The sequence below is a fragment of the Marinobacter sp. genome, from assembly GCF_048266785.1.
In the GTDB taxonomy this organism is placed as follows: Bacteria; Pseudomonadota; Gammaproteobacteria; order Pseudomonadales; family Oleiphilaceae; genus Marinobacter.
The window spans coordinates 107,921-134,730 of the sequence record NZ_JBLWYX010000003.1; the positions used below are offsets into that span (position 1 = coordinate 107,921).

The following is a 26,810-nucleotide window of genomic DNA, read 5'->3' on the forward strand; positions in this document are numbered from 1 at the left end:
ATACGGTGACCTTGCACTCTGATATTCGGTCAGCCCTGCACAAACCCGTCAGTTTTCCGGCAGGGCTGCCGGTTTCTGATCGTGTAGATGATATCCGCGAAGCGATTGAAAACCATCAGGTTGTCATTGTTGCCGGCGAAACCGGATCGGGTAAAACAACCCAGATACCCAAGATCTGCATGAATATGGGCCGCGGAATTCGCGGCCTTATCGGTCATACCCAGCCAAGACGTATTGCGGCCCGCAGTGTTGCTGCCCGTATTGCAGATGAGCTTGGCGAGCAGACCGGGCAGCAGATCGGCTATCAGGTGCGGTTTGCCGACAATACTTCCGAACAGACCCGGGTCAAAGTAATGACTGATGGGATTCTGTTGGCGGAGGTCCAGCACGACCGCTTTCTCAACCGTTACGACACGCTGATTATTGATGAAGCCCACGAACGCAGCCTGAACATCGACTTCCTGCTGGGCTATCTGAAACAACTTCTCCCCAAACGTCCTGATCTCAAAGTCATCATCACCTCTGCTACCATCGAAGTGGATCGCTTCAGCAATTTCTTCGACAAGGCTCCGGTGCTGGAAGTCAGTGGCCGTACCTTTCCTGTAGACGTGCGGTACCGACCACTGGCCGGCGATGAAGATGATCGCGACCAGGGCTGGAATGATGGCGTTCTCGCTGCGCTTGATGAAATTGAGCAGCATGAGCGTAGCGACAAGTTGCCACCGGGCGATGTGCTGATCTTTCTGCCGGGTGAGCGTGAGATCCGCAACCTGAGTAAAGTGCTGCGCCACGCAGAACTCCGGCACACGGAAGTCCTTCCGCTGTACTCCCGGCTGAGCAATCAGGAACAGAACCGGGTGTTTCAGAACCATCGCGGGCGCCGGATTGTGCTTTCTACCAACGTAGCGGAAACCTCTCTGACGGTACCTGGCATCCGCTACGTGATTGACACCGGTGTTGCGCGAATCAGCCGTTACAGCGTTCGTTCAAAAATACAGCGCCTACCTATTGAGCCGGTATCGCAAGCCAGCGCCAATCAGCGGGCAGGGCGTTGTGGCCGGGTTGCTCCGGGCATCTGTTTTCGTTTGTACGATGAAACAGACTTTCTCAACCGCCCCGAATACACCGACCCGGAAATACTGCGAACCAATCTTGCTTCCGTGATCCTGCAGATGGCCACTTCCGGTCTGGGTGAAATCCGCCATTTCCCGTTTCTTGAAGCGCCCGACAAACGCCTGATCAATGATGGCTACAAACTGCTGGAAGAACTGAGTGCGGTCGATAATTCGCGGCGCGTTACAAAGCTCGGGCGGACCATGGCAAAATTGCCCCTGGATCCGCGCCTGGCGCGAATGCTGGTCACCTCCGCAGATCAGGGCAGCCTGGCGGAAACGCTGATCATTATTGCCGGTTTGAGTGTCCAGGACCCCAGAGAACGGCCGCAGGATAAACAGCAGGCGGCAGACCAGGCCCACGCGCCGTTCAATGATAAAGAATCCGACTTTATCACTCTGCTGAATATCTGGAACTTTTACGAAGAGCAGCGTCAGGAACTGTCCCAGAATCAGCTCAAAAAGGTGTGTCAGAAGAGCTTTCTCAGCTGGATGCGTATGCGGGAGTGGCGCGACATTCACCGGCAACTTACGCTGATTTGTCGTGATCAAAAACTGTCGTTCAACCGGGACGTCGCCACCTACGACACGATACACAAAGCGATTCTGGCCGGTTTGCTGGGGCAGGTAGCGACCAAGGTTGATAAAAAGGAATACCTGGCCACTCGCAATCGCAAGGTCCTGATTTTTCCCGGCTCAAAAGTATCGAAAACCGGGCCGAAGTGGATTGTCGCCACGGAAATTGTAGAAACCAGCCGGGTGTTTGCCCGCATGGTGGCCGCCATTCAGCCCGAATGGATAGAGCCCTTGGCCGGGCATGTGGTGAAGCACCACTATTTCGAACCGCACTGGGAGCAGAAGAGAGCTCAGGTGATGGGGTATGAAAAGATTACCCTTTACGGCCTTGATGTGGTGGCCAAACGCAGCATAGCCTTCAGCAAAATAGACCCGGTTGAATGCCGCAATTTGTTTATCCGTCATGCACTGGTGGAGGGTGACTATCGTTCGAAAGCGCCTTTTATCAGCCGCAATCGCGAGATGCTGGCCAGTGTTGAGGATCTGGAGAAGAAAACCCGTCGCCGGGATCTTCTGGTGGATGATGAAGTACTTGTCAGTTTTTACGATGAACGCTTGCCCGCCGGGATCGTCAGCGGTCGTCACTTTGAACGCTGGTGGAAAAATCTTACGGCTGAACAGCTTCGCAATCTGGAATTGACCGAAGAAGACGTTCTGCAACGGCCAGTTGATGCTTTGGCGGGCGACCTGTACCCGGATTTTCTGGAGTGGGAGGGGGTTCGTTACCCGCTCAGCTACGAGTTTGAGCCGACCAGCGAGCGTGATGGCGTTACGCTTCAGGTGCCATTGATGGCGCTGCGGCAAATTCCCTCCCGGCGCCTTGAATGGCTGGTGCCGGGCCTGCTTCGCGAGAAATGTATTGCGCTGGTTAAAGGCTTGCCAAAATCCCTGCGTCGCAACTTTGTGCCGGTGCCAGACTTTGTCGACGCTGCTGTTGCCAATCTTCAGCCTTCCAATGAGCCATTGGCTTTCCAGTTGGGGGAGCAGTTGCGCCGCATGACTGGTGTACGCATTGATCCGGAAGCCTGGCCTCGGGATGAGCTGCCACGCCACCTGAGAATGAACCTCAGAGTTCTTGGGGACGGCGGTAAAGTGATCGCCGAAAGTCGCGAAACGGGCGAGCTTCAGGATCAGCTTGAAGGGCGGGCTGAAGAAGCACTCGCGTCAGCCACAAGCGATAGCCGAAATCAGGAGCCTGCGGGCGAATTCACGGATTGGGAATTTGGTGACCTGCCCAGGCAGGTGCAGACTGAAAAGGGCGGCATGCAAATCACGGTTTACCCGGCTCTTGACGATCTGGGAAAGCGCGTGCGTGAGATTCGTTGCCTGGATCGCCTTACCGCAGAAGACACAACCCGCAAGGGTATTGCTCGTCTGATCCTTAACCGGTTTGGAAACACCCTGGACGATCTGGAGAGAAAGCTCCCCCGCTTCAAACAGTCAGCTCTGATGTTTTCAACCGTCGGGCAGGCAAAGGTTCTTCTGGACGATCTGCTTCTTTCCACTGCCATGGAGCATTTTTTACACGACCGGATACCCGGTACCCGTGAAGAATTCGATGCTCTGTTTGATCAGCATCGGGGTGACTTTATTCCTGCTCTGGAGCAGGCCGACGAGCGTCTTTACGAAGCCATGACCGGCTACCAGAAGGTGGCAAAGCAACTGAAAGGTAAGATCAATCTGGCCCTCGCAAACAGCATGGCGGATTTGAAGTTTCAGATGCAGAACCTTGTTTATCCGGGATTTTTGGTGGCAACTCCGCCTCAATGGCTGGCCGAGTTCGGGCGCTATTTTGAAGCGGCGCTGGTCAGGCTGGAGAAAATGACAAGGGAAATGGGGCGTGAACGCGAGTTTCTCCATACACGGGATGCGCTGTGGAACCGGTACGCAAGCAAGCGCGATGAGCAGCAAAAGCAGGGCGTTCGTGATCCAGAGCTGGCGCTCTACCGATGGATGCTGGAGGAATACCGCGTGTCGTTTTTTGCTCAACAACTGGGCACGATCATGACCGTATCTTTAAAGCGCCTGGATAAGCAGTGGGAACTCACCCGGGTGTGATCGCATAAGACCTGCCCGTCGTAGTGGCTTCTGCGGGGCGAGCAAAAGCCCGGGACTGTGTTAGTATTTCCGAAAGTAGATATACCTGTCTTCCTGTTTCCATATTCATGACGTGGGGTTAGCGTGATTAAAGCCGTTATTAGCGGAACCGGCCTGTACACACCGCCGGCGACCATCGAGAACGATGAGCTGGTTGAGGCTTTTAACCAGTTTGTCTTGATGTACAACTCGGAACATGCAGACGCGATTGAGCGTGGCGAAGCTGAGGCACTTGAACCGTCCTCTTCGGCATTTATAGAAAAAGCTTCAGGTATCAAGCGCCGGCATGTTATTGACAAGACCGGCATTATTGATCCGAAACGCATGGCGCCGTATATCCCTGAGCGCGGCAACGATGAGCCGTCCGTTCAGTGTGATATGGCGGTTGCTGCCTGCAATGAAGCATTGGCTCAGGCCGGCAAGAAAGCCAGCGATGTGGATGCGGTGATCGTAGCCTGCTCCAACTTGCAGCGAGCTTATCCTGCGGTTTCTATCGAAGTTCAGGCTGCTCTGGGTATTGAAGGCTTTGCCTACGACATGAACGTGGCTTGCAGTTCTGCCACCTTTGGCCTGCAAGCTGCCGTTAACTCCGTAGAGAACGGAACTGCGCGCGCGGTATTGGTTGTCAGCCCTGAAATCTGTTCCGGCCATCTGAATTTTCGCGACCGTGACAGCCATTTTATTTTTGGTGATGCCTGCACGGCCATTTTCGTCGAGCGTGAAGAAGATACGCAGCCAGGGCAAGGTTTCGAGATTCTTGGCACCCGCCTGAAAACGACCTTCTCGAACAACATTCGTAATAATTTTGGCTTCCTGAATCGGGCGGATGAATCCGGTGTTGGCCAGCCGGATAAACTGTTTATCCAGCAGGGGCGCAAGGTATTCAAGGAAGTTTCGCCTTTGGTTGCAGAAACCATTCAGGGCCACCTTGATAGCTTGTCGCTTTCGCCGGAAGATCTTCGCAGAATGTGGTTGCATCAGGCGAACTTGAACATGAATCACCTGATTGCCCGCAGGGTGCTTGGTCGGGACGCGAGCGAGGATGAAGCGCCTGTGATTCTTGACGAATATGCCAATACCAGTTCTGCCGGCTCGATCATTGCGTTTCATAAACACAAAGATGACCTGAAAACCGGTGATACCGGCGTGATCTGCTCCTTTGGCGCCGGTTATTCCATAGGCAGTATTGTGGTGCGTCGTCGCTGATGACCTATTATTCAAGCCGGAGCCGGCTGTTCGCCACGCCGTTGATGGCTATTTTGGCATTTGTGATGTTTGTAGGGCCGGCTGCGGCCCAGCAAGCGCAGGAGCCAGCACCTGAAGCCCAGGTCGCTGTCAACCCGCAGGACCCCTATGAGAACTGGAACCGCAAGGTTTACCGGTTTAACGATACCATTGACCGCTGGGCTCTGAAGCCGGTCGCCCAAACCTATCGTACATTCACGCCGGATTTTATTGATCGAGCGATTACCAACTTCTTTAATAACCTGTCGGAAGTTCGCAACTTCACTAACAGCATTTTGCAGTTGAAAGGTGAGTCTGCTGTTGTTGCGGCAGGTCGGTTCACCTACAACACGGTGTTCGGTCTGGGTGGTCTGATCGATGTTGCGACAGCGTTTGACCTGCCGGAAAGGCCGGAAGATTTCGGGCAGACTCTGGGATACTGGGGGGCTGGTTCTGGTCCGTATCTGATGTTGCCGTTTCTGGGCCCATCAAGCCCTCGACATCTTAGTGGGCTGGGCGCCGACGGTTTTGTGTTTCCGTCACTCTGGGACGAGATCGACAGCCCGGAAAACTATTACGCCAGGGCGCTTCAGATTGTCGATAAACGCGCGGATCTTATCCCCGCTGAGGGCTTCATATCCGGCGATATCTATATCTTCGTTCGCAATGCCTTCCTGCAACGAAGGGAATTCCTGATCAACGATGGCAAGGTAACCCGGGACCCATTCGCCAGTGATAATGACGAAGATCTGATGCTGGATGATTTTTGATCCGGGCCTCCGGTTGAGGGAGACTCAGCGTGCTTAAAGATCCGCGGATTCAAAAGTTTCGCAAGATGCTTGCCGAGGCGCCCAACTACGAGGTGTGGAAGGCCGCTGCGCTGGAGCTGGACTTTCTGGAAGGTAATGCCGAATGGAAAGAGGATTTCGCGTCTGAGTTCTACAATTATGAGCTGCTTTACGATCGCTTGAGCAGCATCAAACAGTATCGTCAGCAGAACGATTTTGAACGCCTGAAGCGCGCTTTGCGCGAGGGGCTGCATCACGATCTTGGCAACATGGGTAATCCGGCGCTGTATACCCATTCCCGGGTTGGCACCAAACACCTGATTGAAGAGTATATTGCTCAGGCCTGCGAAGCGCTGGACTTCCTGTGCGACCACCCGGTGCCGGGGTTTCCGGTAGCTGACAAACTTCAGTTTTTCCGCGATACCCTGACCAGTTATGGGCGACCTACGCTTCTGCTGAGCGGCGGCGCCAGCCTTGGAATGTTTCACTTCGGGGTTATCAAAGCGCTCTGGGATAAAGGGCTGCTTCCCCAGGTTGTTACCGGCTCAAGCATTGGCGCGATCATTGCCGGAATGTTGGGTGTTCACACAGACGCCGAGATTCCCGAAATGCTGGTTCCGGAAAATCACAATCTGAAAGCCTGGAAGTGGCGAGGACTGCTCAGCGCCATGCGAGGCGAAGGCTTGATGGATCAGGATCAGCTTCGCACATGCCTGAGAACCAACATCGGTGAATACACGTTTGAAGAAGCCTATCTGCGCACCGGCCGCTCTATAAACATGAGTGTATCGCCGGTCCAGGCGCATCAGAAGGCCCGACTGTTATCCGGCTATACCTCACCCTATTTGATGGTTTGGAGCGCCGCGCTTGCGAGTGCAGCCGTGCCGGGAATCTTCCCGCCGGTCACTCTGATGAAAAAGGATATCCATGGCCAGGCTCTGCCGTACATGCCGAGGCTCAAGTTTGTTGATGGTTCGGTTGTCAGTGATCTGCCCATTGAGCGGTTGATGCATCTTTACGATGTAAATTTCACCATCGTCAGCCAGACCAACCCGCACGTGGTGCCATTTCTGAACGCACGTGGACAGGACGAAAAACTTTCTCTGGCCAGTCTGCCTTGGCACCTGATGAAATCCGAGATGCAATTTCACTGGCAAGGGGTGTTTGATTACCTCCGTAAGCGGGCCAGGCCCGAACTGCTCAGGCAGGTGTCTGGTCAGATGTACGCCATCATGGCTCAGAGGTATTCCGGAGACGTAACCATTGCGCCCAACTACCGGTTCAAGGATTACCGGCGAATGCTCGCCGATCCGAAACCCGAGTTTGTGCGTGAAATGATTCTGGCGGGGGAGCGCGCGACCTGGCCAAAAATATCAATGATTCGTTCTCACGCCCGCATATCCAAGACTCTGGAACGCTGCGTGCGCCGCCTGAAACAGCAAAATCGCCGCAGCGCTGCGGATCTCAAGCTGGTAGACAGTGCGAATTCCGGCCCACTCTGAGATGACAGGCCTGCGAAGCGGGCGGTATGATACGCTGTTATAGAGCCTGGCTCGGTGAATGGCCGATCAGCCCGGCGCCTGAGCATTTGACTGGACGCCCATGTACTACGACTTCTTCGGCTTCAGAGAGCCGCCGTTCTCTATCGCGCCTGATCCCCGCTACCTGTATTTGAGCGAACGTCACAAAGAGGCGCTTGCGCATCTCATGTATGGCGTGCAGGGGCAGGGTGGGTTCATTGTGATTACCGGAGAAGTGGGTACCGGTAAAACGACCGTGAGCCGGTGTTTTATCGAAAGCGCTCCGGCCCACGTAGACATAGCCCTGATTCTGAACCCCCGGCTTTCTGCCCGGGAATTGCTCTCTGCTATCTGCGACGAGCTCGAGATCGTCCACCCGGCCGGGGCGACCATCAAACAGCTGGTGGATCTGATCAACCGGGATTTGCTAAAGGCCCACGCAGCGGGGCGGCACAAGGTTTTGATGATTGATGAGGCGCAGAATCTCTCAGCCGACGTACTCGAGCAACTTCGCCTGTTAACCAATCTGGAGACCGCCGAGAAGAAGCTGCTGCAGATTATCTTGTTGGGCCAGCCAGAGTTGCAGCAGATTCTTGCACTTCCCAAACTCCGGCAACTGAGTCAGCGGGTAACCGCCCGTTACCACCTGGATGCTATCAATAGCAACGAATTGCCTGCCTATCTCAGTTACCGGCTGGGTGTGGCTGGCATGCGGGGCGATGTATTTTCGCCTGCAGCTATCCGGAAACTGTACCGTCTGAGCAATGGCATACCCCGATTGATCAACCTGATCAGCGACCGTGCACTGTTGGGCGCCTATTCCGAAGGCGAGCATGAAGTGACACCTGCCCACATCCGCCAGGCCGCAAAGGAAGTCGGAGGCAACAATCTCGGGCCGAAACCGGCCGGAGCGCGGCGCAAGCCGGATCTTCCGGGTTATATGTTGCTTGCCGCATCGCTGTTACTGGCCATCATCAGCACCTACTGGCTCTACCAGCAATGGTCACGGCCAGCAGAGGTAGCAGAGGCGGAAACGGGTGAGGCGACTGTGGAGCAGGCGGGGACTGTTTTGCGTGAAAACGAGCCCGAAGGTCTGGTCGAGAACGAGCCTGACGAGCAGGATTCCGAAGGTTTGCAGCTACCAACACTTATGGGGATGAGTTCTACGAACCCCACACCGGAAATTGCGCCTTTCAGTTTTCCGGAGCAAGCATTGAGCCTGCAAGAAGCTTTCCAGGGGCTATTTGGTGTTTGGGGTGTTGAATACAGTCCCCGGGAATTTCCGATTGCCTGTGATTTCGCGCGCGCATCTGGCCTTGGCTGCCTTGAGCGGCAAGGTAGCCGTCGAAGCCTGACGTTTCTTGACAGACCCGTCATGCTGATGCTCCAAAACGATGTCGGCAATTCTGGATACGTCGTTTTGCGTCAACTCGATGGAGATGTTGCAGAAATTGTCCTGCCCACGGGGCCGATTGAAGTATCGTTCAGGAGCCTTGAGACCCTCTGGTTCGGGGAGTATCGGGTGTTGTGGCAGCTCCCGGAGTATATTGCCGACCGTACGGCCTCTGACAATGCTGCGGGTGAAGAATTGTGGCTTGGCGTACACATGATGGAACTGGCAGATGCCCATGGCGAATCGCCCGCCGACAAGGCGAGAATCAAGCGTCTGTCTGCACAAGAACAGGTGCGTTGGTATCAATCGTTGCGGGGCCTTACAGTAGACGGTATTGCAGGCGCCATGACGGTTATCCAGATTAACAACGACCTTAAAGCGGATGTTCCGAGGCTGGTAAGCCCAAGGCCCGGAGGGATGGGATAGGTTATGTCCTACATTCTCGATGCCCTCAGAAAGTCTGAAACGGAACGCCGCCAGGGCAAGGTTCCGGACCTCGGGCAGCAGGTACAGCTGATTCACCGGCCCAAAAAACGACGAGCGTCTCCGGTGGTATGGGTGGCGTTGGCTTTGTTGGTGAACGCAGGGGTTCTGGCGGTTGTATTCTGGCCGGACCGCCCAAGCGACCTGATAGCCCAGCCGGGCACACTACCGGTTGAGCCCGCGATGGAAGCGCCTGCGAAACAAGAGGGGAAGCCGGCAGCCGCGCAAACTCCTGGCAATGATCCGGATGTGGCTGCGGTTTCTCAGCCAGAGGCAAAGCAGGAGCTAGTGGCAGAGCCGATAGCCGAACCTGCCCGTGAGCGCCCAACGATTATCACTCCATCTTTACCCCGGGAGCGTCAGGTACCTGCATTACGCCAGGATGAGACTGGAACACGAGTTGGAGGCGGAGCAGTAAAAAGGGTGCCGCACCTGGTTGAGTTACCCCTTTCATTTCAGAAGAGTATTCCGGACCTGATGTTTAATAGCCATATCTACTCCACCGACCCTAATGCCAGCCGGGTGATGATTAACGGCCACTACCTTCGCCAGGGTGACTCGTTCTCCGGAATAACCGTGGAAGAAGTGACTGAAGACGGCGTTGTGCTTGGCAAGCAGGGCAGAACCTTCCGTGTCGGCATTGTCCGGGACTGGATGAGCCCGCGCTGATGGCCTTGACCGACGACATCAAACAGCAGATTCAGCAGGGATACCGGGACGTATTGGCGGGTAAGGGGGTTCGCGCCCGCTACGGTCAACGCCTTATGATTGCTGAAATAGCGAAGTACATGGGCGAGATCACGGAGAATGACGGCCAGCGCACCTCGCCACCGGCTGCCTGTGTGGTTGAAGCCGGCACCGGTACCGGCAAAACTCTGGCCTACCTGATTGCCGCTATTCCTGTAGCCCGGGCCCTGGGAAAAACCCTGGTGATCTCGACCGCCACAGTGGCACTGCAGGATCAGATTGTCCTGAAAGACCTGCCGGATCTGAAAAAACACAGCAAGATGAACTTCACCTGGACGCTCGCAAAAGGCCGCGGTCGGTATCTGTGTATGTCTCGTCTGGAATCCCGGCTGCACGATGAAGGCAACGGCGACAGTGACACCATGCCGCTGTTCCTTCTGGACAGTCCCGGCACCGAAGAGCCGGGCACCCGGGCATTCTTTGAGGAAATGCTGGCAAGCTACGGATCCCGGAAGTGGGACGGCGATCGGGATCATTGGCCGGAGCAGATACCCGACGATGTCTGGCGCCAAGTCACCACCGATCACCGCCAGTGCACGAATCGCCACTGCAGCTATTTTGATAGCTGTGCTTTTTTTGATGCCCGCAAAGACCTGGATGAAGTGGACATCGTCGTGGCCAATCACGATCTCGTTCTCGCCGACCTCGCTTTGGGCGGTGGTGCGATTCTCCCGGAACCGGAGAACGCGCTGTTCATTTTTGATGAGGCCCATCACCTGCCAGACAAAGCGCTGAATCACTTTGCGGCGTCCGTGCCGCTGAATTCGACCCGGCAATGGCTCAAGCAGTTATCCCAGGCACTGGCCAAAATGCAGCCCTATCTTGCACCCGCCACACAGGCGGCCAAGAGCATTGATCGCATAAGCACGGCCTCGCGTGATGTCGACCTGATATTGGCCCGCGTTTATGAGGAAGCTGAGCAGAACACCGGATGGGAGTTCAACGAAGAGCGCCGTTCAGCGCAGTGGCGTTATCCGGAAGGTGAGCTGCCGGAAACCTTGGCAGAGCTGGCCTCTGAAAGCCGGATTGCCACAGCTAATCTGGTGCGCCATCTGGGCGCGTTGGCGGATGAACTTCAGGGTGCGTTTGATGAGCGCAAACAGCATGAGATTGATCGCGACACCGCCGAAGCCTGGTACCCGGTTATTGGTGCCTTTCACAGCCGCTCTGAAGATCAGTTGCGGCTCTGGACAGCCTGGACAGAGCAGGTCGGTGGCCAAAAAGCGCCGCAAGAGAACGAGCAGGGCGCCTCTGATCAACTGGGTGCTCAGGAGCACCCACCGAAGGGCCGGATTAACAGGAGCCCACCCCCGGCGCGCTGGAGCGTGCGGCAGCGTTGGGATCATGCCGAAGACATCACTTTGTTCAGTTCACCGGTGCTGGCAGATAACCTGCTGTACTCAAGGCTCTGGTCTCGGGCTTATGGTGCCGTGCTGACCAGTGCAACATTGACCGCGCTTGGCCGTTTTGACCGGCTCCAGGCCAGAGCCGGACTGCCGGAAGCCAGCCGGTTGCTGGTGGTTCCCAGTTCCTTCCGTTACGGAGAGATGGCCACCGTTGAAGTGCCGGCGATGGCCTGCATGCCCACCGATGACGGCTTTGCGGATGAGCTGATCAAGCGCCTGCCGGGGGTATGGGCGGGTGAAACGGCGACTCTCGTGCTGTTCACCTCCCGCCGGCAAATGCACCAGGTGCGAGATGCGCTGGCGCCGGACCATCCAGACCTGATCATTACTCAGGACGACATGTCCCGGGGCGAGGTTTTACGCCAGCACAGGAGCAAGATAGATGAGGGAGCGCCCAGCGTACTGTTTGGTGTAGCCAGCTTTGCAGAAGGCATCGATTTGCCCGGTAAGTACCTCCACCACGTGGTGATTACCAGGTTACCTTTCTCGGTTCCGGACGATCCCATCGAAGCCGGTCTTGCGGAATGGATAAGCCAGCGCGGGGGTAATCCGTTTATGGAGATTACGGTGCCGGATGCCTCCATCAAGCTGGTGCAGGCGGTTGGCCGGTTGCTGCGCACCGAGGAAGACACGGGTCGGGTTACGATCCTTGATCGTCGAATTGTCGCCAGACGCTATGGTCAGTTACTGCTGGATTCATTGCCGCCATTCCGGCGGATTATTGAACGTTAGAAAAAAAGAGCCAGCCCGAAGGCTGGCTTGGTTCGAAGGGGTCCTCTAAGAACCCAATTGTAGAAACAACGCTTTACAAGAAGTCTGAAGGCCTGAAGTTCCAGAATTCATAGCGAGGGGCTGCCTCACCGTGGAAACAATAATAAGCGAGCCAGCAAGAATGCGACTGTGTCGTCCGCCTGTTTATCCAGTACTTCGCTGAGCGCATAGTCACTGATATGCCGTTCATCGATGTCTCAGGCAAATCAAGGGCCGGAGAAACAAACATGGGCGTCAAAAGCGGCACGGCTCAGGTTTTGGTCTAAACTGAGTCAGAGACCTCTTCTATACTAAAAAAGAATGAATAATAAGCGTGTTATGCGTATTCTTGGCGCTGTTTGCAAGTCCACCTATCTATACAGCCCGCCACAGGCCAGAAACTCAGGGAGCGACCGAGTCAATGAAATTACAACAGTTGCGCTATATCTGGGAAGTTGCGCACCATGATCTCAACGTGTCGGCAACCGCCCAGAGTCTTTTTACTTCTCAACCGGGTATTTCCAAGCAGATCCGCCTTCTTGAAGATGAGCTGGGCCTGGAGATATTTGCCCGGAGTGGCAAACACCTGACTCGCATCACCCCGGGCGGGGAAATCATTGTGCGTGAAGCAGGTGAGATTTTGCGCCGTGCGGAAGGCATTAAAAAGATTGCGCAGGAATTCAGCAACCAGCGCAAGGGCGATCTGAGTATTGCCACAACCCACACCCAGGCGCGTTACGCACTGCCACCCATTATCAGTGGTTTTATCGAGTCTTACCCGGATGTGTCGCTGCACATGCACCAGGGCACGCCCATGCAAATTTCCGAAATGGCGGCCAGCGGAGCCGTTGATTTCGCCATAGCCACAGAGGCCATGGAGCTTTTTAACGATCTGATTATGATGCCGTGTTACCGCTGGAATCGCACGGTGATTGTGCCCAAGGATCATCCACTTGCCCAATTGTCTGAGCTAACGCTGGAAAAACTGGCGGAATACCCGCTGGTAACCTATGTGTTTGGTTTTACGGGCCGGTCGAAGCTTGATGAGGCGTTCCAGTCCCGAGGTCTGACGCCGAAAGTTGTATTCACTGCCGCCGACGCCGACGTTATCAAAACCTACGTGCGCCTGGGTCTTGGTGTCGGAATCATCGCCAGTATGGCATTTGATCCTAAAACCGACCCGGACCTGGTCGCGTTGGATGCTAGAAAGCTGTTCCGTTCCAGCGTCACGCGTATCGGTTTCCGCAAAGGTACCTTCCTGCGTGGATACATGTACGACTTCATGCAACGCTTCGCGCCTCATTTGACGAAAGAGGCGGTCGACGAAGCCGTCGCTCGCCAGAGCAGTCGCAGTGAGATAGAAGCCTTGTTCAAAGATGTAGAGCTGCCAACCTATTGAATAGCTGCAACCCTCGCCAGTTTGCTTACTGGCGGGCGATCAGGTTATCTGCATGCAGGCCGCATTCTTTTTGTGTGGCTTCTTCCCACCACCAACGGCCTTCCCGCTCATGCTGTCCGGGTAGAACCGGGCGTGTGCAGGGCTGGCAGCCAATGCTGACAAAGCCTTTTTCGTGGAGTTTGTTGTAAGGCGCTTCCGACATCCGGATGTAGTCCCACACTTCTTTTGATGTCCAGTTGGCCAAGGGGTTGAACTTGACCAGTGTCTTACCGGGGCCAGAGAAGGTTGTGTCTTCCTGCACGACCGGAACCTCGTTGCGGGTGCCCGGGCTCTGATCCTTGCGCTGACCTGTAATCCAGGCATCAACATCTGCGAGTTTGCGTTTGAGCGGATTTACTTTGCGAACGCCACAGCACTCGCTGTGGCCGTCTTCGTAAAAGCTGAATAATCCCTTGCGGTTCACCAGGTCCTGAACTTCGTTGGTGTCTGGAAACAAAACCTCGATGTTGATGCCGTAATGTTTGCGGACACGCTCGATAAATTCGTAGGTTTCCGGGTGCAGGCGGCCGGTATCCAGCGTGAACACCTTCAGATTATCCGTCAGCTTGTGGGCCATTTCGATAAGCACCACATCTTCAGCACCACTGAAGGAAATAGCGATGTTGTCATAGCGTTTGAAAGCAGCCTTCAGAATCGCTCTCGGGCTTTCGTTGCCAAGTTCGTCCTGTAGCTCGCGGATATTGCTCATAAAATGTCAGCACCTGATGCGGATTTTAGTAAAGGTTAGCATTAAATGGCTAATTCCATGAAGGAATGACAATCTATATGGTTATAGCCCTCTGTGAAGGTGCGGGCAGAAAACCTCAAGGATTTGTTGCAATGTACGATGCAATCTTTGCCGGTTTTTCTTATGATACCGCGTCAATAAAGGGGGAGCAGGCCTTGCTCTCCGTTGGCATTCTCATTTGGACCTGAATCAGGAGATCACTGTGGAACTGGCATGTCTTGACCTTGAAGGCGTATTGATCCCGGAAATCTGGATCGCATTTGCGGAAAAAACCGGTATTGATGAACTCAAGGCGACAACCCGCGATATTCCTGATTACGATGTGCTGATGAAGCAGCGGTTAAGGCTGCTGGATCAGCACGGATATGGCCTGCCGCAGATCCAGGAAGTGATCAGTGAGCTTGACCCGCTACCGGGCGCCCGGGAGTTTCTGGATTGGCTGCGCGAGCGGTTCCAGGTGGTGATTCTTTCAGACACCTTCTATGAGTTCGCCATGCCACTGATGAAGAAGCTGGGTTACCCCGCGCTGCTTTGTCACAAGCTGGAAGTTGCTGAGAACGGCCAGATTACCAATTATCTGCTGCGCCAAAGAGACCCCAAGCGCCAGTCAGTGCGTGCGTTTCAGCTGCTTAATTATCGCGTGATTGCGGCGGGGGATTCTTACAACGACACCACCATGCTGGGGCAGGCGGAAGCAGGCATTCTGTTCCATGCGCCTCAGAATGTGATTGACGAGTTTCCACAGTACCCGGCTGTGCACGAGTTTGAGGATCTGAAGCAGGAATTTATGAAGGCGAGCGCTGTACACAACGTCTGAAAGTAAGCCTGTATAACCGGGGCGGCTAGCGGCCTCGGTTCAGGTTTTCCAGGAAATCCATCAGCGGTTTCACTTTAGTGAGTGTTTCCTGATATTCGCTCTCCGGATCCGAGTCGGCAATAATGCCTCCGCCGCCACAACACCGGATCGTTCCTTGTTCTACCGCCAGCCCTGCAGATCGCCCTCCATCACACAGCATGGTGCGGATAGCGATGTTGCTGTCCAGAGTGCCATCGAGCCCGCGATAAAATACAGAGCCGCAGTAGGGACCACGCCAGTGTGGTTCCAGTTCCCGAATGATTTCCATAGCGCGTATTTTCGGTGCACCGGTAATGGAGCCGCCGGGGAAGGCATCGAACAGCACCTGCATCGGTGAAGCGCCCTCCGCAAGCTCAGCACGAATATGACTGACCAGGTGGTGCACATTCCGATACGACTCGAGTGCAAACAGACTGTCTACAGTAACGGACCCCGGCGTAGCATGAACGCTCAGGTCGTTGCGCAACAAGTCCACAATCATCAGATTTTCCGCACGGTCTTTCTCTGATGCTTCCAGTTCTGCCGCATAGGCTGCATCTTCGAGAGGGGTTTCTCCCCTGGGACGGGTGCCTTTGATCGGGCTGGTCTTTACGGTGCGCCCGCGGATTTCAAGAAAACGCTCGGGGGAAATGGATAACACTGATCCTGGACCGGTTTTAAGAAACGCGCTGTAAGGTGTTGGGTTAGCTTCAGCCAGCGCCTGAAACGCCAGCCAGGGATCCCCTGAATAGTTGCCCTGGAACTCCTGGGAAAGGTTGGCCTGATAGCAATCACCTGCGTTGATGTAGCGCTGAACCGTTTGAACACCGGCCATAAACTCTTCGGCAGGCTGGCGGGCCTTGAAGGGCGAAACCATCTTCCATTTTTCTGTGTTGTTGACTGGCGTGGAGGAGAGCCAGGATTGAAGAAGACCCCGGATCTGTTCCGGACACTCAGGGTGAACCCATAGGTGATAAGTACCGGATGCCCGATTGTGGCTTGCGGCCCAAAGGTAAAAGCCCGCAGAAAGCAGGGGAGTAGCAGGCGCCGGGCAGAGAGGGGAAAGACGCTTTTCTTTGACGTATCCGAATTCATAACTCAGGAAGCCAAGCCACCCGCCTGTGAGAACCTGCTGCGCATCCTGCATGGGCATTTCATGGCGTTGAACCAGGCTCTCCATTTCCGCGGCCAGCTTGTTGGTGTCCAGAGCATCCTCATCCCCGGGCGCCACACACTTTGTTGCAATTGCGCTCGCCGTAAACCCGCTGAAAAAACCTCGACCGTCACCTGTTCCGACACTGCCGAGATAGGCAAAGTCTGGCTGATGGGCAGCGTGGGCGAGAAGTTGGTCGTACTCCTGCCGGCTGAGCAGAGAGGAAACAGGAAGTGGCAAATTAACTCCGGTTAATTGGAAGAATGATACTCAGGCCACAAAACGGGCATTGTCGGCTCCGGATGGCCGCTGGTCTAATGAAAACACTCAAAACAACCACTGCCATCCCGGAATCGGAAAACGGCATTCTAGCGGAGTTGGCCAGTCTTGGCGTGGAAATTTAACCTGACTGAAACAGGAATAATAGTGATTCTCACCCAACAGGCGACAGATGAGTATTCGGAAATATTGACGGACTCAGACCCAAATATGCCCGCGGCGATTCGAGTAGTATGGCTGGTCACGAGGGCCGCACCGCAAATTGGGTGAGCACCCGGGCTTCAAGGTGTGATCAGAATCCTCGATTTGCCGTATCTTTCAGCATTGTTCTCGAGATTGCTCTCAAGTTGCATGGGCAAAGATGCAAAACCTAACGGTGAACTTTTGATGAATATTCCGGCCTCAGGGGCATCATGAGCAGACTTACTCGTAGCCGCTGGCAGACCTGGGTCAAGAACTGGATAAACCGTCGTATCCCTCGTTCTGATGTCCAGTTACTCACCCAGAGAAATCTTTTCATTTTGCCAACAGCCGCTGGCGTGGTGTTTGGCATGCTGTTGCTGATCATGCTGATTACCGGAATCAACTACCAGAACAGTCTGATTTACCTTGTAACGTTTCTGCTGGGTGCAGTGTTTGTGGGTGCCATGCATCAGACCCACCGGAATTTGTCTGATCTTGAACTGACGCTGGTTCAGGCCGGTGAGGGGTTTGCCGGCGATGACATTCTCTTCCGCCTGCGAGCAGCGGCCGGGAAAGATGACGCTGTAGCCCTTACCCTCTCAGACGACGATTTTTCAGTGCGTGTGGGCCATGTGCCGGCTGGACAGTCGATCGACATTGCCTTGCCGGTGCCGTCTGCATTTCGGGGTTATTTGCGACCGGATCAGATCAGGATCGAAACGCGCTTCCCCTTTGGTTTGCTCAAAGCCTGGTCGTGGATGAGGCCGGTTTCTGCCGGCTTGGTGTTTCCCCGGCCAATCGCCGCCCCGGACGTTATCAGTGCAGTAGATAACGGTGACCAAACGGCCAGCTCTCGTTCCCCGAAAGGCAATGACCATGCAGAGCTCCGGCCCTGGCGTGAGGGTGATATGAGCCAACGAGTGATGTGGAAGCGTTATGTCCGCAGTGGTCAGATGGTTGTAGCGGATTGGGAAGCGGATAAAGGAAGCCCGCACTGGCTGGATTTCGACGCTTTTCCTGGTACGGATCACGAGCTGCGCCTCAGCTATCTCTCATGGCTTGTGCTTGAACGTGGCGAAAATAACGCAAGGTTCGGTCTGAACCTGCCCGGCCAGGTAATAGAACCGGAGAGCGGCCCGGCTCACACAACCCGCTGCCTGAGAGCGCTGGCGACCTGGGGCGTGAAAAAACCAAGAGAAACCGTCGCACAGCCCCATGGAACACGCCGTTATTCGCCCTCGGATAAACCCTCAGACGCGGCTCCGGGAGCCCAGGTATGAGGTTGTTGCGTCGCGCGAAGAATGAGCCTGACAAGCAAGGTGACAGCCTGCCATCTCTGGCCTTGCTCTGGTTGATTGCGAGTTTCGCCTTGCTCTTGACGCCCCAGCTTGATCGTCTTCCGGTATGGCTGATTCTTGTCTGCGTCGCTTTGGCGGGCTGGCGCTGGCTTGCTCAGCAAGGTCGTGTCCGTTTACCGGGCCGTTGGCTCCGCACCGGGATCATGCTGGCCCTGGTTGCAGTCTATCTGGTTCAAGTGCAAGGAAGTTTTACCGTGGATACTGCCGCCTCCTTCTTTGTGTTGGCGGTCGGCCTGAAGTGGCTTGAAACCCGCACTGCGCGGGATTTCTATGTGCTGTTTTATATTCTGGTGTATCTGGCAACGGTGAACTTTCTGTTTCATCAGGAGATTCACTGGGCGCTGATCAACATAGGGGCAATTGCTTTATTGCTGATCGGGCTGCAGGTACTGAACGCGCCAGAACTTCCGGGAGGAATGAAGGCGGGCTGGCGCAGATTAGGCATTATGTTGCTGAAAGTCCTGCCGCTGGTTGTGCTTCTGTTTGTATTCTTCCCGCGCATGGCCCCGCTGTGGAGTGTGCCCCTGGTATCAGGCCAGGCGCGCACCGGAATCAGTGACACTATGCGGCCCGGGGATATATCCAGCCTGGCACAGAGCAGCGAACGGGCCTTTCGTGTGACCTTCGGCGGTGCCGTGCCGGAATATCGGGACCGGTATTGGCGAGGGCTGCTTCTGGACACCCTTGATGATGGAACCTGGCGCCAGAGCGGCTACGATCGCTATCAAGCGCTCGGCCGGGTCAATGTCGATGGCGGCGTGGGTGAACTGAAGCCCAGAGAATACGATGTGTTGATGGAGCCGACGGATCAGCGTTGGGCTTTTGCACTTGAAGGCTCGGTGGCTGTTTCGAATAACGTGATAAAAAAACCCGGTGACCTTTTCCGTTTCCGCCGCCCGGCCGACAGCGCAGTGCGTTATCGGCTGGCGCTTGAAAACGCGGCTGAACCCGCAGTTGAATCTCTTCTGCCGGACGACGCCCGTCGCTATCTCCAGCTTCCGCCAGAGGGAAACCCAAGAGCCAGAGCCCTCGCAGATGAGCTGCGGCACTCCTCGGATGAGATTTCCGCAGGTGACAGTTCTGTAGGTGATATAGAGGTTATTCGCACGCTGCTGACACGCTTCCGGGAGCAGCCTTATTTTTACACCCTGCGACCGCCAAAAATGCCGGACGATGGCATCGACAGCCTACTTTTTGATGAAAAACGCGGGTTTTGTGCTCACTATGCGGGTGCAACCACCTTTGTGCTGCGCTCGGCCGGCATTCCTGCGCGAGTTGTGGTCGGGTACCAGGGGGGCGAGAGCGGCGCTGGTAACGAATATCTCATCGTGCGGCAGTACGATGCTCACGCCTGGGTTGAGGCCTGGGTTGAAGGACAGGGCTGGATTCGTATTGATCCCACCGCTGCGATTGCGCCTGACCGGATCGAGACAGGCTTGCGGGATGCGGTGGCTGATGAGGGCTCATTCCTTGAGAATAACTGGACGTCCGCCCAGCGCTACGCGGATGTGGCGATCATTCAGTGGGCCAGTCTGCATCTTGATCGGATTAACTATCAATGGCAGCGTTGGGTTGTCGGTTACCAGGGCCAAAGCCAGATGGACTTGATGTCCCGCTTGCCCGGTGGGTTCGGCATGCGGGAACTGGGTTATCTTACCGCCGGTATTGTAGGCGCGGGGCTGCTGATTGCCGGCCTGATATCGGCGCTGCAAATGCGCAAAGGTGAGCGACGAAATGGCTATCAGCGGGTGCTTGGTGCCTGGTACAAGTTGTGTGGGCGAGCAGGGGTCCCAGTAAGACACGGCGAAACGCCAACGGCACTGGCGTCAAGGCTGGCTGTTGCGGAGCCGGCGGTGGCGGATTCAGCCAGGCTTTTTGCCCGAATGGTGAACAGCCATTACTATAGACCTCCATCTGCCCGGGATGACGCCGGTGATCTGACGCGTTTGCGCAGATTATTGGCTACCATGAAGCGGCAGCTGCGCAGAACGGAAAAACAACGGCCCGGAATTCTCCGCTCCGAACCTCACTCAGGAAAGCACAGTGACTGATATTGCCCTTGAAATGCCTTGGCTTCAGAACGCCTGGCAGGTCGTCCAAAAGCGCTTTGATGAGGGCCGGCTTCCCCATGCGCTGCTGCTGACAGGGGAGTGTGGAGTTGGCAAGAGGGCTTGGGCGGACGCCGTTGCAGGCCTTCTGCTGTGTGCAAGCCCCGGTAGCAGGAACACCGGTGAACCCTTTGCTTGTGGCCAGTGTCGTCAGTGCCAGTTGTATGCCGCTTCCAGCCATCCGGATGTTCGGGTGTATTCGCCCGAAAAGTCCCGGATGATAAAAATTGATCAGATAAGGTCGCTTTCAGCCTTTGCAGTCTCGTCGCCGCAGGTTGCAGCCCGCAAAATTGCCATTATTGACCGGGCAGACCAACTCAATATCAATTCCGCCAATGCGCTGCTCAAAACCCTTGAAGAGCCGGTATCAGATTTTGTGCTTCTGTTGTTGCAGGAAAGTGGCCGACCAGTATTGCCGACTATACGTTCGCGGTGCCAGGCGTTGTCGATACCGGTTCCTTCCGCAGATCAGGCTGGACAATGGCTTGCCAGCAAAGTAGCGGAGCTCGAGGGCGAAAAACAGCCCTCAGCAGAGTTGATGGCTAAATCTCTGATGCTGGCGGGGAATGCGCCTCGCCTGGCCTTGGAATATGCCATGGGTGAGTTCCCCGCGCTACGGGATGAGGCGTTCGAGAAGTTTCGTCAATTCATGAAAGGTCAGGTTGCGGTAGCGGAAGCCGCCAAAGCTTTCAAGGCCCTGGGGTTGGAAGACATGCTTTGGCTGTTTGAAGGTTGGGCTGCCGATCTGGCCCGGCTGTGTGCCGGGGGCCAGGCAAACGACCCTGAAGCAGCAGAAATGCTCGGGTTTCTGGCCGGTGTTAACCCTGCGTGGCGCGCCCATGAATTGCTGGAGGGCGTTCGGGAGGCCCGGGCTGCCGGTGTGTACAACGCCAACCCGGAATTGGAAGCCAGTCGGCTGTTAATCGCGTGGCGCGAGCTGATGCCGACGAAGCGCCACGCATCCTGATTGCGCTTTTGGCGGGAACAACTGCTATCATTTCGGATTATCAGGGATTTTCCCACAGGTTCCGTTTAACGATAAAACGAATCAATTTTCACTTAAACTGTTCATATTTTAAAAGGTGTCAGATATGGGGCCCGGATTTGGTGCACGCAGCGGCATTCTTACCCTGACGATTAAAGACAAAGCGGTTCTATATGCCGCTTATATGCCTTACATCCGTGAGGGTGGTTTGTTCATTCCAACCCAGAAGCAGTACCGGCTAGGTGATGAGGTATTTCTGTTGCTGAACCTCATGGATGAGCCGGAAAAGATACCCGTTGCAGGCAAGGTTATCTGGATCACGCCCAAGGGTGCCCAGGGCAACCGTGCGGCAGGCATTGGTGTGCAATTCAACAGCGATGATCCAGGTGCCAGAACCAAGATTGAATCCTATCTCGCCGGTTCTCTGAGCTCTGATCGCCCGACGCATACGATGTGAGGCGCGTTTAAGTGATGGATGACATAGCGATATCTCCCGACCTTCGCGCAAACAGGTCGGGTTTACGCGAGACGGAATGGCCACTGCAGCACATTACGTTGGCGGGCCTGAGCTGGCCTGCTGAGAGCGCCTCATCTGTATCCCGGCCGCCGATTATCATGCTTCATGGCTGGCTGGATAACAGTCTCACGTTCACCAGAATAGCGCCGGAACTGGCGCAGCTTGCCACTTTGCACGCGGTGGATATGGCCGGCCACGGGCATTCCGGACACCGCCCGCCAGGTCAGGGCTATTTGCTGATGGACTACGTGGCAGATGTTGCCGAACTGATCGAGGAGCATTTTGGAGAGAAGGTGGATATTGTTGGCCATTCGTTGGGCGGCATTGTCGGAGCCCTGTATGCAGCAGCCTTTCCGGAGAGAGTGAGGAGGCTGGTGATGATTGACAGTCTCGGCGCGCTGAGCCGCCCGGTGAGTGAGACCGTTCCGCAGCTTCGCAAGTCCATCAGGAAGCGAATTGCAGGTTCCGGTAAGCCTGCCGTTTACCCGGATATCGTCACTGCGGCAAAAGTTCGCGAAGGCGGGCTTAGCCCGCTCAGTCACGAAGCCGCACTGACATTGATCCCGCGCAACCTGAAGCAGGAAAGTGGTGGTTACAGCTGGTGTACAGACTCCCGATTACGCCATCCATCGCAGTTGATGATGACGGAGGAGCAGGTTGTTGCATCGTTGACGGCGGTGCAGGCCCCTACGCTGTTTGTGCGGGCGAAGGAGGGCTTGCTGGTAAACCGGAAAGGGCTGGAGAGCCGGGCAGACGCGATGTCGAACCTGAAAATAGTGGATGTCCCTGGCGGGCACCATTGTCACCTGGACGGAGACACCGGCCCTGTTGCCGATGCTGTCAGAAACTTTCTTGCGAATGAGTGATATCTTGCCAAAGTCTGTTGTGTTGAATGTAATTTTTGTTGCGGTGCTGTCGATGAGTTCGGGCCTTGCGAGCGCGGCATTGCCAGAGTCGATGCCGCAGGCGTTCGCTCAGTCAACCCTGGAGATAACAGCGCCGATTGAATCGTCGGGGCATCTGGTTCTTTTCAGCCCCGTTCGTGAGATCAACAACGAAATTCGCTCTGAATCCATGGCGCGCCTTCCGGTGAGTGGAGAGGGGCGGTTGTATCAGATCGCCCGGGATGCAAACCGGCGGGAAGCCCGTGAGCACTATCAAGGATTGCTGCAGGATCGTGGTGCGAGAATTTTGTTTGAGTGTTCGGGCATCCGCTGCGGGCGAAGCAACGTTTGGGCGAACCAGATTTTCAGTCAGCAGATCCTTTACGGACGCGACGCAACCCAGGATTATCTGGTGGCAGGCACTGTTGCAGAAGACGGTAGTCGTTGGCTGACCTCTATCTACACCGTAACCCGGGGTAATCTGAGAGAATATGTCTGGATTGAGCATCTGAAGGTAGCTCCGGGTGTTGCTATCCCGGGTCTTGGTGCAGTGAATAACAGGGTTTTCGGACCAGTGATTGTGCCTTGGCAAGGGGGAGTCACCTATCGGTTCGACTGGCAGGCCACGGATCGCCGTAAGATTAATGATCTTGCCCGGAGTGAGAATGCCCGGGTTGTGCTTGTGGGCTACTCCGGGTTGAACGCAGATGAGTCATTCAGTGATTCAATGGATCGTGCCCGCAAAGCTGCGGAGTCACTTTCTGAAGTGCTGGCCAAAACCGGTGTTTCCAGACAGCAGCAAGAACTGCTGATCGTTGGACCGTCGGTGGTTGTTAACGACCCTGGCCGACAAGGCGATCGGGTTGAAGTGATGGTTATAACGAGGTAACTAAGTGCCCGAAAATAACGTGTCGAAGGTTCTGGAGGGCTCAGACGTATCAGCCACAGAGGCTCCTGCCAGTACCGAAGCCAAAAGTGGCGAAAGAAAACGCCAGACCGTTGCACTTACCCTCGGCAGTGGCGGAGCCCGTGGCTATGCGCACATCGGCGCCATCGAGGTGTTGGCTGAACGTGGCTATAACATTGTGGCTATTTCCGGGTGCTCCATGGGGGCGCTTGTGGGTGGAATGTACGCCGCCGGCAAGATGCAAGACTACAAAGACTGGGTAACCGGGCTTGGCCAGTTTGATGTACTCAAACTGCTGGATCTTACCTTCAATTCCGTGGGCGCAATCCGGGGCGAAAAAATCTTTTCTGTGGTGCGTGAGATGTTGGGAGATACCCGCATCGAAAATCTTCCTCTGCACTACACGGCGGTGGCCACAGACTTGCTGGCACACAAGGAAATCTGGTTTCAGGAAGGTCCGCTGGACAGGGCTATACGCGCATCTGTGGCCATTCCGAGTGTTGTAACACCACTTGTTCTTGATGGTCGTGTGCTGGTAGACGGAGCATTACTGAACCCGCTCCCTATCATTCCGACCATTTCGTCCCACGCTGATATTATCGTTGCGGTGAACCTCAGTGGTGAGGATGACCGGCGGCAGAGAATTCCGGATGCAGCGTTTAAAAGTCATCAGGACTCCGTCAGTGGTGATACCGATGAGTGGATGGATACGTTCCGCGATAAAGCTTCCCGCTGGTTCGATTGGGACGCAATAAAGTCCATGGGCGTAGGACGGTCGGATTCAGACGAGAGCCCGGAGCAAAAAATTTCGAAGGCAGTGCAAAAGAAAGAGCGCAGTAAACCAGGTGAGAATAAGCACCAGGAAGAGCATGAAACGATCCATTGGGATAAATTGGGTCTTGGTAAATTCGATGTGATGAACCTCACCATCGAAACCATGCAGAGTGCCCTGGTGCAGTACAAGATTGCCGGCTATCCGCCTGACCTGCTCGTTAACATTCCCAAGAACGCATCGCGCAGTTATGACTACCATAAGGCGCCCGAGCTGATCCAGCTCGGGCGTGAGCGTATGGCCGCAGCTCTGGACCGCTTCGAAGAAAACCGCAGCAGCTCCGGGCCGCTGGCAATCTGATTTTATTCCAACTTGCGATAGGAAACAGTGTTTGTGACCAGCCCGATTGAGGATCTTCATACCGTTCGCGATTATCTTCGCTACGCATCTTCCCGGTTTTCTGCTTCGACGGTTTTTTTCGGCCATGGCACGGATAACGTTTGGGATGAGGCGGTTCAGCTTGTCATGCGCACCCTGCATCTTCCTCTGGACAACAATACGCTGTTTCTGGACGCACGCCTTACCCGCGAAGAGCGCCACCTCATTCTTGAGCGCATCCAGCGTCGTATCGATGATCGTGTGCCTCTGGCCTATCTTCTTGGTGAAGCCTGGTTTATGGGCATGCCGTTCCATGTGGATGAGCGTGTATTGGTGCCGCGTTCTCCCATCGGTGAGCTCATTGAAAATGGCTTCCAGCCCTGGCTGGGAGATAAACCGGTTGAGCGGATGCTTGATTTGTGCTCGGGAAGCGGCTGTATTGGCATAGGCGCGGCCACGGTGTTTGAGGATGCGATTGTGGACCTCTCCGATATTTCACCGGATGCGTTGGCAGTTGCGGAATCAAATATAGATTTACACGAACTCCGCGATCGGGTTCGCACGGTGCAATCGGATGTGTTCGCGAACATCAGCGGGCAATACGATATCATTGTGAGCAACCCGCCTTATGTCGACGCGGAAGATCTGGCGGGTATGCCGCAAGAATTTCACCACGAACCGGCGCTTGGCCTGGCTGCCGGGAATGACGGGCTGGATATTGCGCACAGAATTATTGCCGGTGCGGCAGAGCATTTGACGCCGGGTGGCTTGCTGGTGGTTGAAGTGGGTAATAGCTGGGTGGCTCTTGATGAGGCATACCCGGGCCTCCCATTTATCTGGCTGGACTTCAGCAATGGCGGCGATGGTGTTTTTGCGATAGCTGAACAGGATCTCCGCCAATGGCAGGAAAATAATTAATCCACTTTCTCACAATACCTTAACAAGATATTGAATTATGTCAGGAAACTCTTTCGGAAAACTGTTTACCGTTACCACCTTTGGTGAAAGCCATGGGGCAGCATTGGGCTGTATTATTGACGGCTGCCCGCCGGGCCTCGAGCTCTCGGAAGCGGATATGCAGGCTGATCTGGATCGACGTAAGCCGGGGACTTCGCGCCACACTACCCAGCGTCGTGAAGCGGATGAGGTGCGTATTTTATCGGGTGTGTTTGAGGGCAAAACGACTGGCACGCCGATTGGGCTGATTATTGAGAACACAGACCAACGCTCCAAGGATTATTCAAAAATCTCGGAGCAGTTCCGCCCGGCCCACGCTGATTACACTTATATGCACAAATATGGCGTGCGCGACTACCGTGGTGGCGGCCGTTCGTCAGCCCGTGAAACGGCTATGCGGGTGGCGGCTGGCGCCGTGGCCCGGAAGTTTCTGGAGCAGCGCCTGGGTATCCGTATCCGTGGGTACCTGTCTGAGCTCGGACCGATTCGCGCGGAGAAGCTGGACTGGGATCAGGTGCATCAGAATCCGTTTTTCTGTCCGGATGCGGATAAGGTGCCGGAGATGGAGGCGTACATGGATGCCCTTCGTAAGGAGGGGGATTCTATCGGAGCGCGGATTAATGTGGTGGCTGAGGGCGTTCCACCGGGGCTGGGCGAGCCGGTTTTTGATCGGCTGGATGCGGATCTTGCTCATGCGTTGATGAGTATCAATGCGGTGAAGGGCGTTGAGATTGGAGCTGGCTTTGGTTGTATTGCCCAGAAAGGCACGGCGCACCGGGATGAGATGACGCCGGAAGGCTTTCTGTCGAATCATGCTGGTGGCGTTCTGGGGGGTATTTCTTCGGGGCAGCCGATTCTTGCCAGTATTGCGCTGAAGCCGACTTCCAGCCTGCGCTTGCCGGGCCGTAGCATTGATGTGAATGGCAATCCGGTGGAAGTTATTACCACTGGGCGGCACGATCCCTGTGTGGGTATCCGGGCTACGCCGATTGCTGAGGCAATGATGGCTATTGTGTTGATGGATCATTATTTGCGCCATCGTGGTCAGAATGGGGATGTTACTGTTTCTACGCCTGTTATTGGGCAGCTCTGATCTGCATGACCTCGGTTTCGGAGTAGTAGCTTGGGCTGGCCCGGTCATTCAAAAAGCGCCCGTGAGTACGTCCGTGTAGGGCTCGGTCGCGCCATACTTGGCGCTCCACGTTTTTGAAT

Annotated in this window: 20 protein-coding genes; 18 read left to right on the forward strand and 2 right to left on the reverse strand. The window is 55.4% G+C overall.

Annotated elements, in window-relative coordinates; all coding sequences use genetic code 11:
• The first annotated feature begins 5 nt into the window (after positions 1-5).
• From hrpA to cysB, 8 genes are all read left to right on the forward strand, one after another.
• Positions 6-3,746, forward strand: a complete 3,741-nt coding sequence (gene hrpA, locus ACN0V1_RS05995; RefSeq protein ID WP_417544142.1) for an ATP-dependent RNA helicase HrpA — start codon at positions 6-8, stop codon at positions 3,744-3,746.
• A gap of 123 nt (positions 3,747-3,869) precedes the next feature.
• Positions 3,870-4,991 (forward strand): beta-ketoacyl-ACP synthase III, encoded by a 1,122-nt coding sequence (locus ACN0V1_RS06000; RefSeq protein WP_417544143.1) that lies wholly within the window; start codon positions 3,870-3,872, stop codon positions 4,989-4,991.
• Positions 4,992-5,035: 44 nt separating this feature from the next.
• On the forward strand, positions 5,036-5,779 hold the full coding sequence (locus tag ACN0V1_RS06005) for a VacJ family lipoprotein (RefSeq protein ID WP_417544382.1): 744 nt from the start codon (positions 5,036-5,038) through the stop codon (positions 5,777-5,779).
• A 29-nt stretch (positions 5,780-5,808) separates the two neighbouring features.
• Positions 5,809-7,299, forward strand: coding sequence for a DUF3336 domain-containing protein (locus tag ACN0V1_RS06010; protein ID WP_417544144.1), 1,491 nt, complete (start codon positions 5,809-5,811; stop codon positions 7,297-7,299).
• A gap of 100 nt (positions 7,300-7,399) precedes the next feature.
• Entirely contained in the window at positions 7,400-9,136 is a 1,737-nt protein-coding gene (locus ACN0V1_RS06015; protein ID WP_417544145.1) for an ExeA family protein, read from the forward strand.
• Between the two features lie 3 nt (positions 9,137-9,139).
• Positions 9,140-9,862 (forward strand): general secretion pathway protein GspB, encoded by a 723-nt coding sequence (locus ACN0V1_RS06020; RefSeq protein ID WP_417544146.1) that lies wholly within the window; start codon positions 9,140-9,142, stop codon positions 9,860-9,862.
• On the forward strand, positions 9,862-12,078 hold the full coding sequence (gene dinG / locus ACN0V1_RS06025; RefSeq protein ID WP_417544147.1) for an ATP-dependent DNA helicase DinG: 2,217 nt from the start codon (positions 9,862-9,864) through the stop codon (positions 12,076-12,078). Before ACN0V1_RS06020 ends, dinG begins: the two co-directional genes overlap by 1 nt.
• A gap of 439 nt (positions 12,079-12,517) precedes the next feature.
• On the forward strand, positions 12,518-13,495 hold the full coding sequence (gene cysB, locus ACN0V1_RS06030) for an HTH-type transcriptional regulator CysB (protein ID WP_417544148.1): 978 nt from the start codon (positions 12,518-12,520) through the stop codon (positions 13,493-13,495).
• 25 nt (positions 13,496-13,520) lie between these two features.
• On the opposite strand, the gene ACN0V1_RS06035 is transcribed toward cysB, so the two are convergent.
• Positions 13,521-14,243 (reverse strand): phosphoadenylyl-sulfate reductase, encoded by a 723-nt coding sequence (locus ACN0V1_RS06035; protein ID WP_417544149.1) that lies wholly within the window; start codon positions 14,241-14,243, stop codon positions 13,521-13,523.
• 241 nt (positions 14,244-14,484) lie between these two features.
• Between ACN0V1_RS06035 and thrH the strand changes: the two genes are divergently transcribed.
• Positions 14,485-15,099, forward strand: a complete 615-nt coding sequence (thrH, locus tag ACN0V1_RS06040; RefSeq protein ID WP_417544150.1) for a bifunctional phosphoserine phosphatase/homoserine phosphotransferase ThrH — start codon at positions 14,485-14,487, stop codon at positions 15,097-15,099.
• A 25-nt stretch (positions 15,100-15,124) separates the two neighbouring features.
• Here thrH and pabB read toward each other — a convergent pair whose 3' ends face one another.
• The gene (pabB, locus tag ACN0V1_RS06045; protein WP_417544151.1) at positions 15,125-16,510 is read right to left on the reverse strand and encodes an aminodeoxychorismate synthase component I; all 1,386 of its coding nucleotides are present in this window, start codon (positions 16,508-16,510) and stop codon (positions 15,125-15,127) included.
• Positions 16,511-16,962: 452 nt separating this feature from the next.
• Between pabB and ACN0V1_RS06050 the strand changes: the two genes are divergently transcribed.
• The 9 genes from ACN0V1_RS06050 to aroC all read left to right on the forward strand — a co-directional run bounded on the left by ACN0V1_RS06050 (position 16,963) and on the right by aroC (position 26,691).
• Positions 16,963-18,012: a DUF58 domain-containing protein gene (locus ACN0V1_RS06050; RefSeq protein ID WP_417544152.1), complete on the forward strand. Its 1,050-nt coding sequence runs from the start codon at positions 16,963-16,965 to the stop codon at positions 18,010-18,012.
• Entirely contained in the window at positions 18,009-20,141 is a 2,133-nt protein-coding gene (locus ACN0V1_RS06055) for a transglutaminase TgpA family protein (RefSeq protein ID WP_417544153.1), read from the forward strand. Before ACN0V1_RS06050 ends, ACN0V1_RS06055 begins: the two co-directional genes overlap by 4 nt.
• The gene (gene holB, locus ACN0V1_RS06060) at positions 20,134-21,165 is read left to right on the forward strand and encodes a DNA polymerase III subunit delta' (RefSeq protein WP_417544154.1); all 1,032 of its coding nucleotides are present in this window, start codon (positions 20,134-20,136) and stop codon (positions 21,163-21,165) included. Before ACN0V1_RS06055 ends, holB begins: the two co-directional genes overlap by 8 nt.
• Before the next feature lie 124 nt (positions 21,166-21,289).
• On the forward strand, positions 21,290-21,640 hold the full coding sequence (locus tag ACN0V1_RS06065) for a PilZ domain-containing protein (RefSeq protein ID WP_291948848.1): 351 nt from the start codon (positions 21,290-21,292) through the stop codon (positions 21,638-21,640).
• A 14-nt stretch (positions 21,641-21,654) separates the two neighbouring features.
• Positions 21,655-22,566, forward strand: a complete 912-nt coding sequence (locus ACN0V1_RS06070; RefSeq protein ID WP_417544383.1) for an alpha/beta fold hydrolase — start codon at positions 21,655-21,657, stop codon at positions 22,564-22,566.
• A gap of 52 nt (positions 22,567-22,618) precedes the next feature.
• Positions 22,619-23,473 (forward strand): DUF4892 domain-containing protein, encoded by an 855-nt coding sequence (locus ACN0V1_RS06075; RefSeq protein ID WP_417544384.1) that lies wholly within the window; start codon positions 22,619-22,621, stop codon positions 23,471-23,473.
• Positions 23,474-23,477: 4 nt separating this feature from the next.
• Positions 23,478-24,623: a patatin-like phospholipase family protein gene (locus ACN0V1_RS06080; protein WP_417544155.1), complete on the forward strand. Its 1,146-nt coding sequence runs from the start codon at positions 23,478-23,480 to the stop codon at positions 24,621-24,623.
• Between the two features lie 33 nt (positions 24,624-24,656).
• Positions 24,657-25,559: a 50S ribosomal protein L3 N(5)-glutamine methyltransferase gene (gene prmB, locus ACN0V1_RS06085; RefSeq protein WP_417544156.1), complete on the forward strand. Its 903-nt coding sequence runs from the start codon at positions 24,657-24,659 to the stop codon at positions 25,557-25,559.
• A 37-nt stretch (positions 25,560-25,596) separates the two neighbouring features.
• Positions 25,597-26,691 (forward strand): chorismate synthase, encoded by a 1,095-nt coding sequence (aroC, locus tag ACN0V1_RS06090; protein WP_417544157.1) that lies wholly within the window; start codon positions 25,597-25,599, stop codon positions 26,689-26,691.
• Positions 26,692-26,810 lie beyond the last annotated feature (119 nt).

What these genes read in the sequence shown, in the direction of transcription:
- ACN0V1_RS06005 (WP_417544382.1), top strand. Translation starts at nt 5,036, where the DNA reads ATGGCTATTTTGGCATTTGTGATGTTTGTAGGGCCGGCTGCGGCCCAG.
- ACN0V1_RS06015 (WP_417544145.1), top strand. Translation starts at nt 7,400, where the DNA reads ATGTACTACGACTTCTTCGGCTTCAGAGAGCCGCCGTTCTCTATCGCG.
- ACN0V1_RS06020 (WP_417544146.1), top strand. Translation starts at nt 9,140, where the DNA reads ATGTCCTACATTCTCGATGCCCTCAGAAAGTCTGAAACGGAACGCCGC.
- dinG (WP_417544147.1), top strand. Translation starts at nt 9,862, where the DNA reads ATGGCCTTGACCGACGACATCAAACAGCAGATTCAGCAGGGATACCGG.
- cysB (WP_417544148.1), top strand. Translation starts at nt 12,518, where the DNA reads ATGAAATTACAACAGTTGCGCTATATCTGGGAAGTTGCGCACCATGAT.
- ACN0V1_RS06035 (WP_417544149.1), bottom strand. Translation starts at nt 14,243, where the DNA reads ATGAGCAATATCCGCGAGCTACAGGACGAACTTGGCAACGAAAGCCCG.
- ACN0V1_RS06050 (WP_417544152.1), top strand. Translation starts at nt 16,963, where the DNA reads ATGAGCAGACTTACTCGTAGCCGCTGGCAGACCTGGGTCAAGAACTGG.
- ACN0V1_RS06055 (WP_417544153.1), top strand. Translation starts at nt 18,009, where the DNA reads ATGAGGTTGTTGCGTCGCGCGAAGAATGAGCCTGACAAGCAAGGTGAC.
- ACN0V1_RS06065 (WP_291948848.1), top strand. Translation starts at nt 21,290, where the DNA reads ATGGGGCCCGGATTTGGTGCACGCAGCGGCATTCTTACCCTGACGATT.
- ACN0V1_RS06070 (WP_417544383.1), top strand. Translation starts at nt 21,655, where the DNA reads ATGGATGACATAGCGATATCTCCCGACCTTCGCGCAAACAGGTCGGGT.
- ACN0V1_RS06075 (WP_417544384.1), top strand. Translation starts at nt 22,619, where the DNA reads ATGAGTTCGGGCCTTGCGAGCGCGGCATTGCCAGAGTCGATGCCGCAG.
- aroC (WP_417544157.1), top strand. Translation starts at nt 25,597, where the DNA reads ATGTCAGGAAACTCTTTCGGAAAACTGTTTACCGTTACCACCTTTGGT.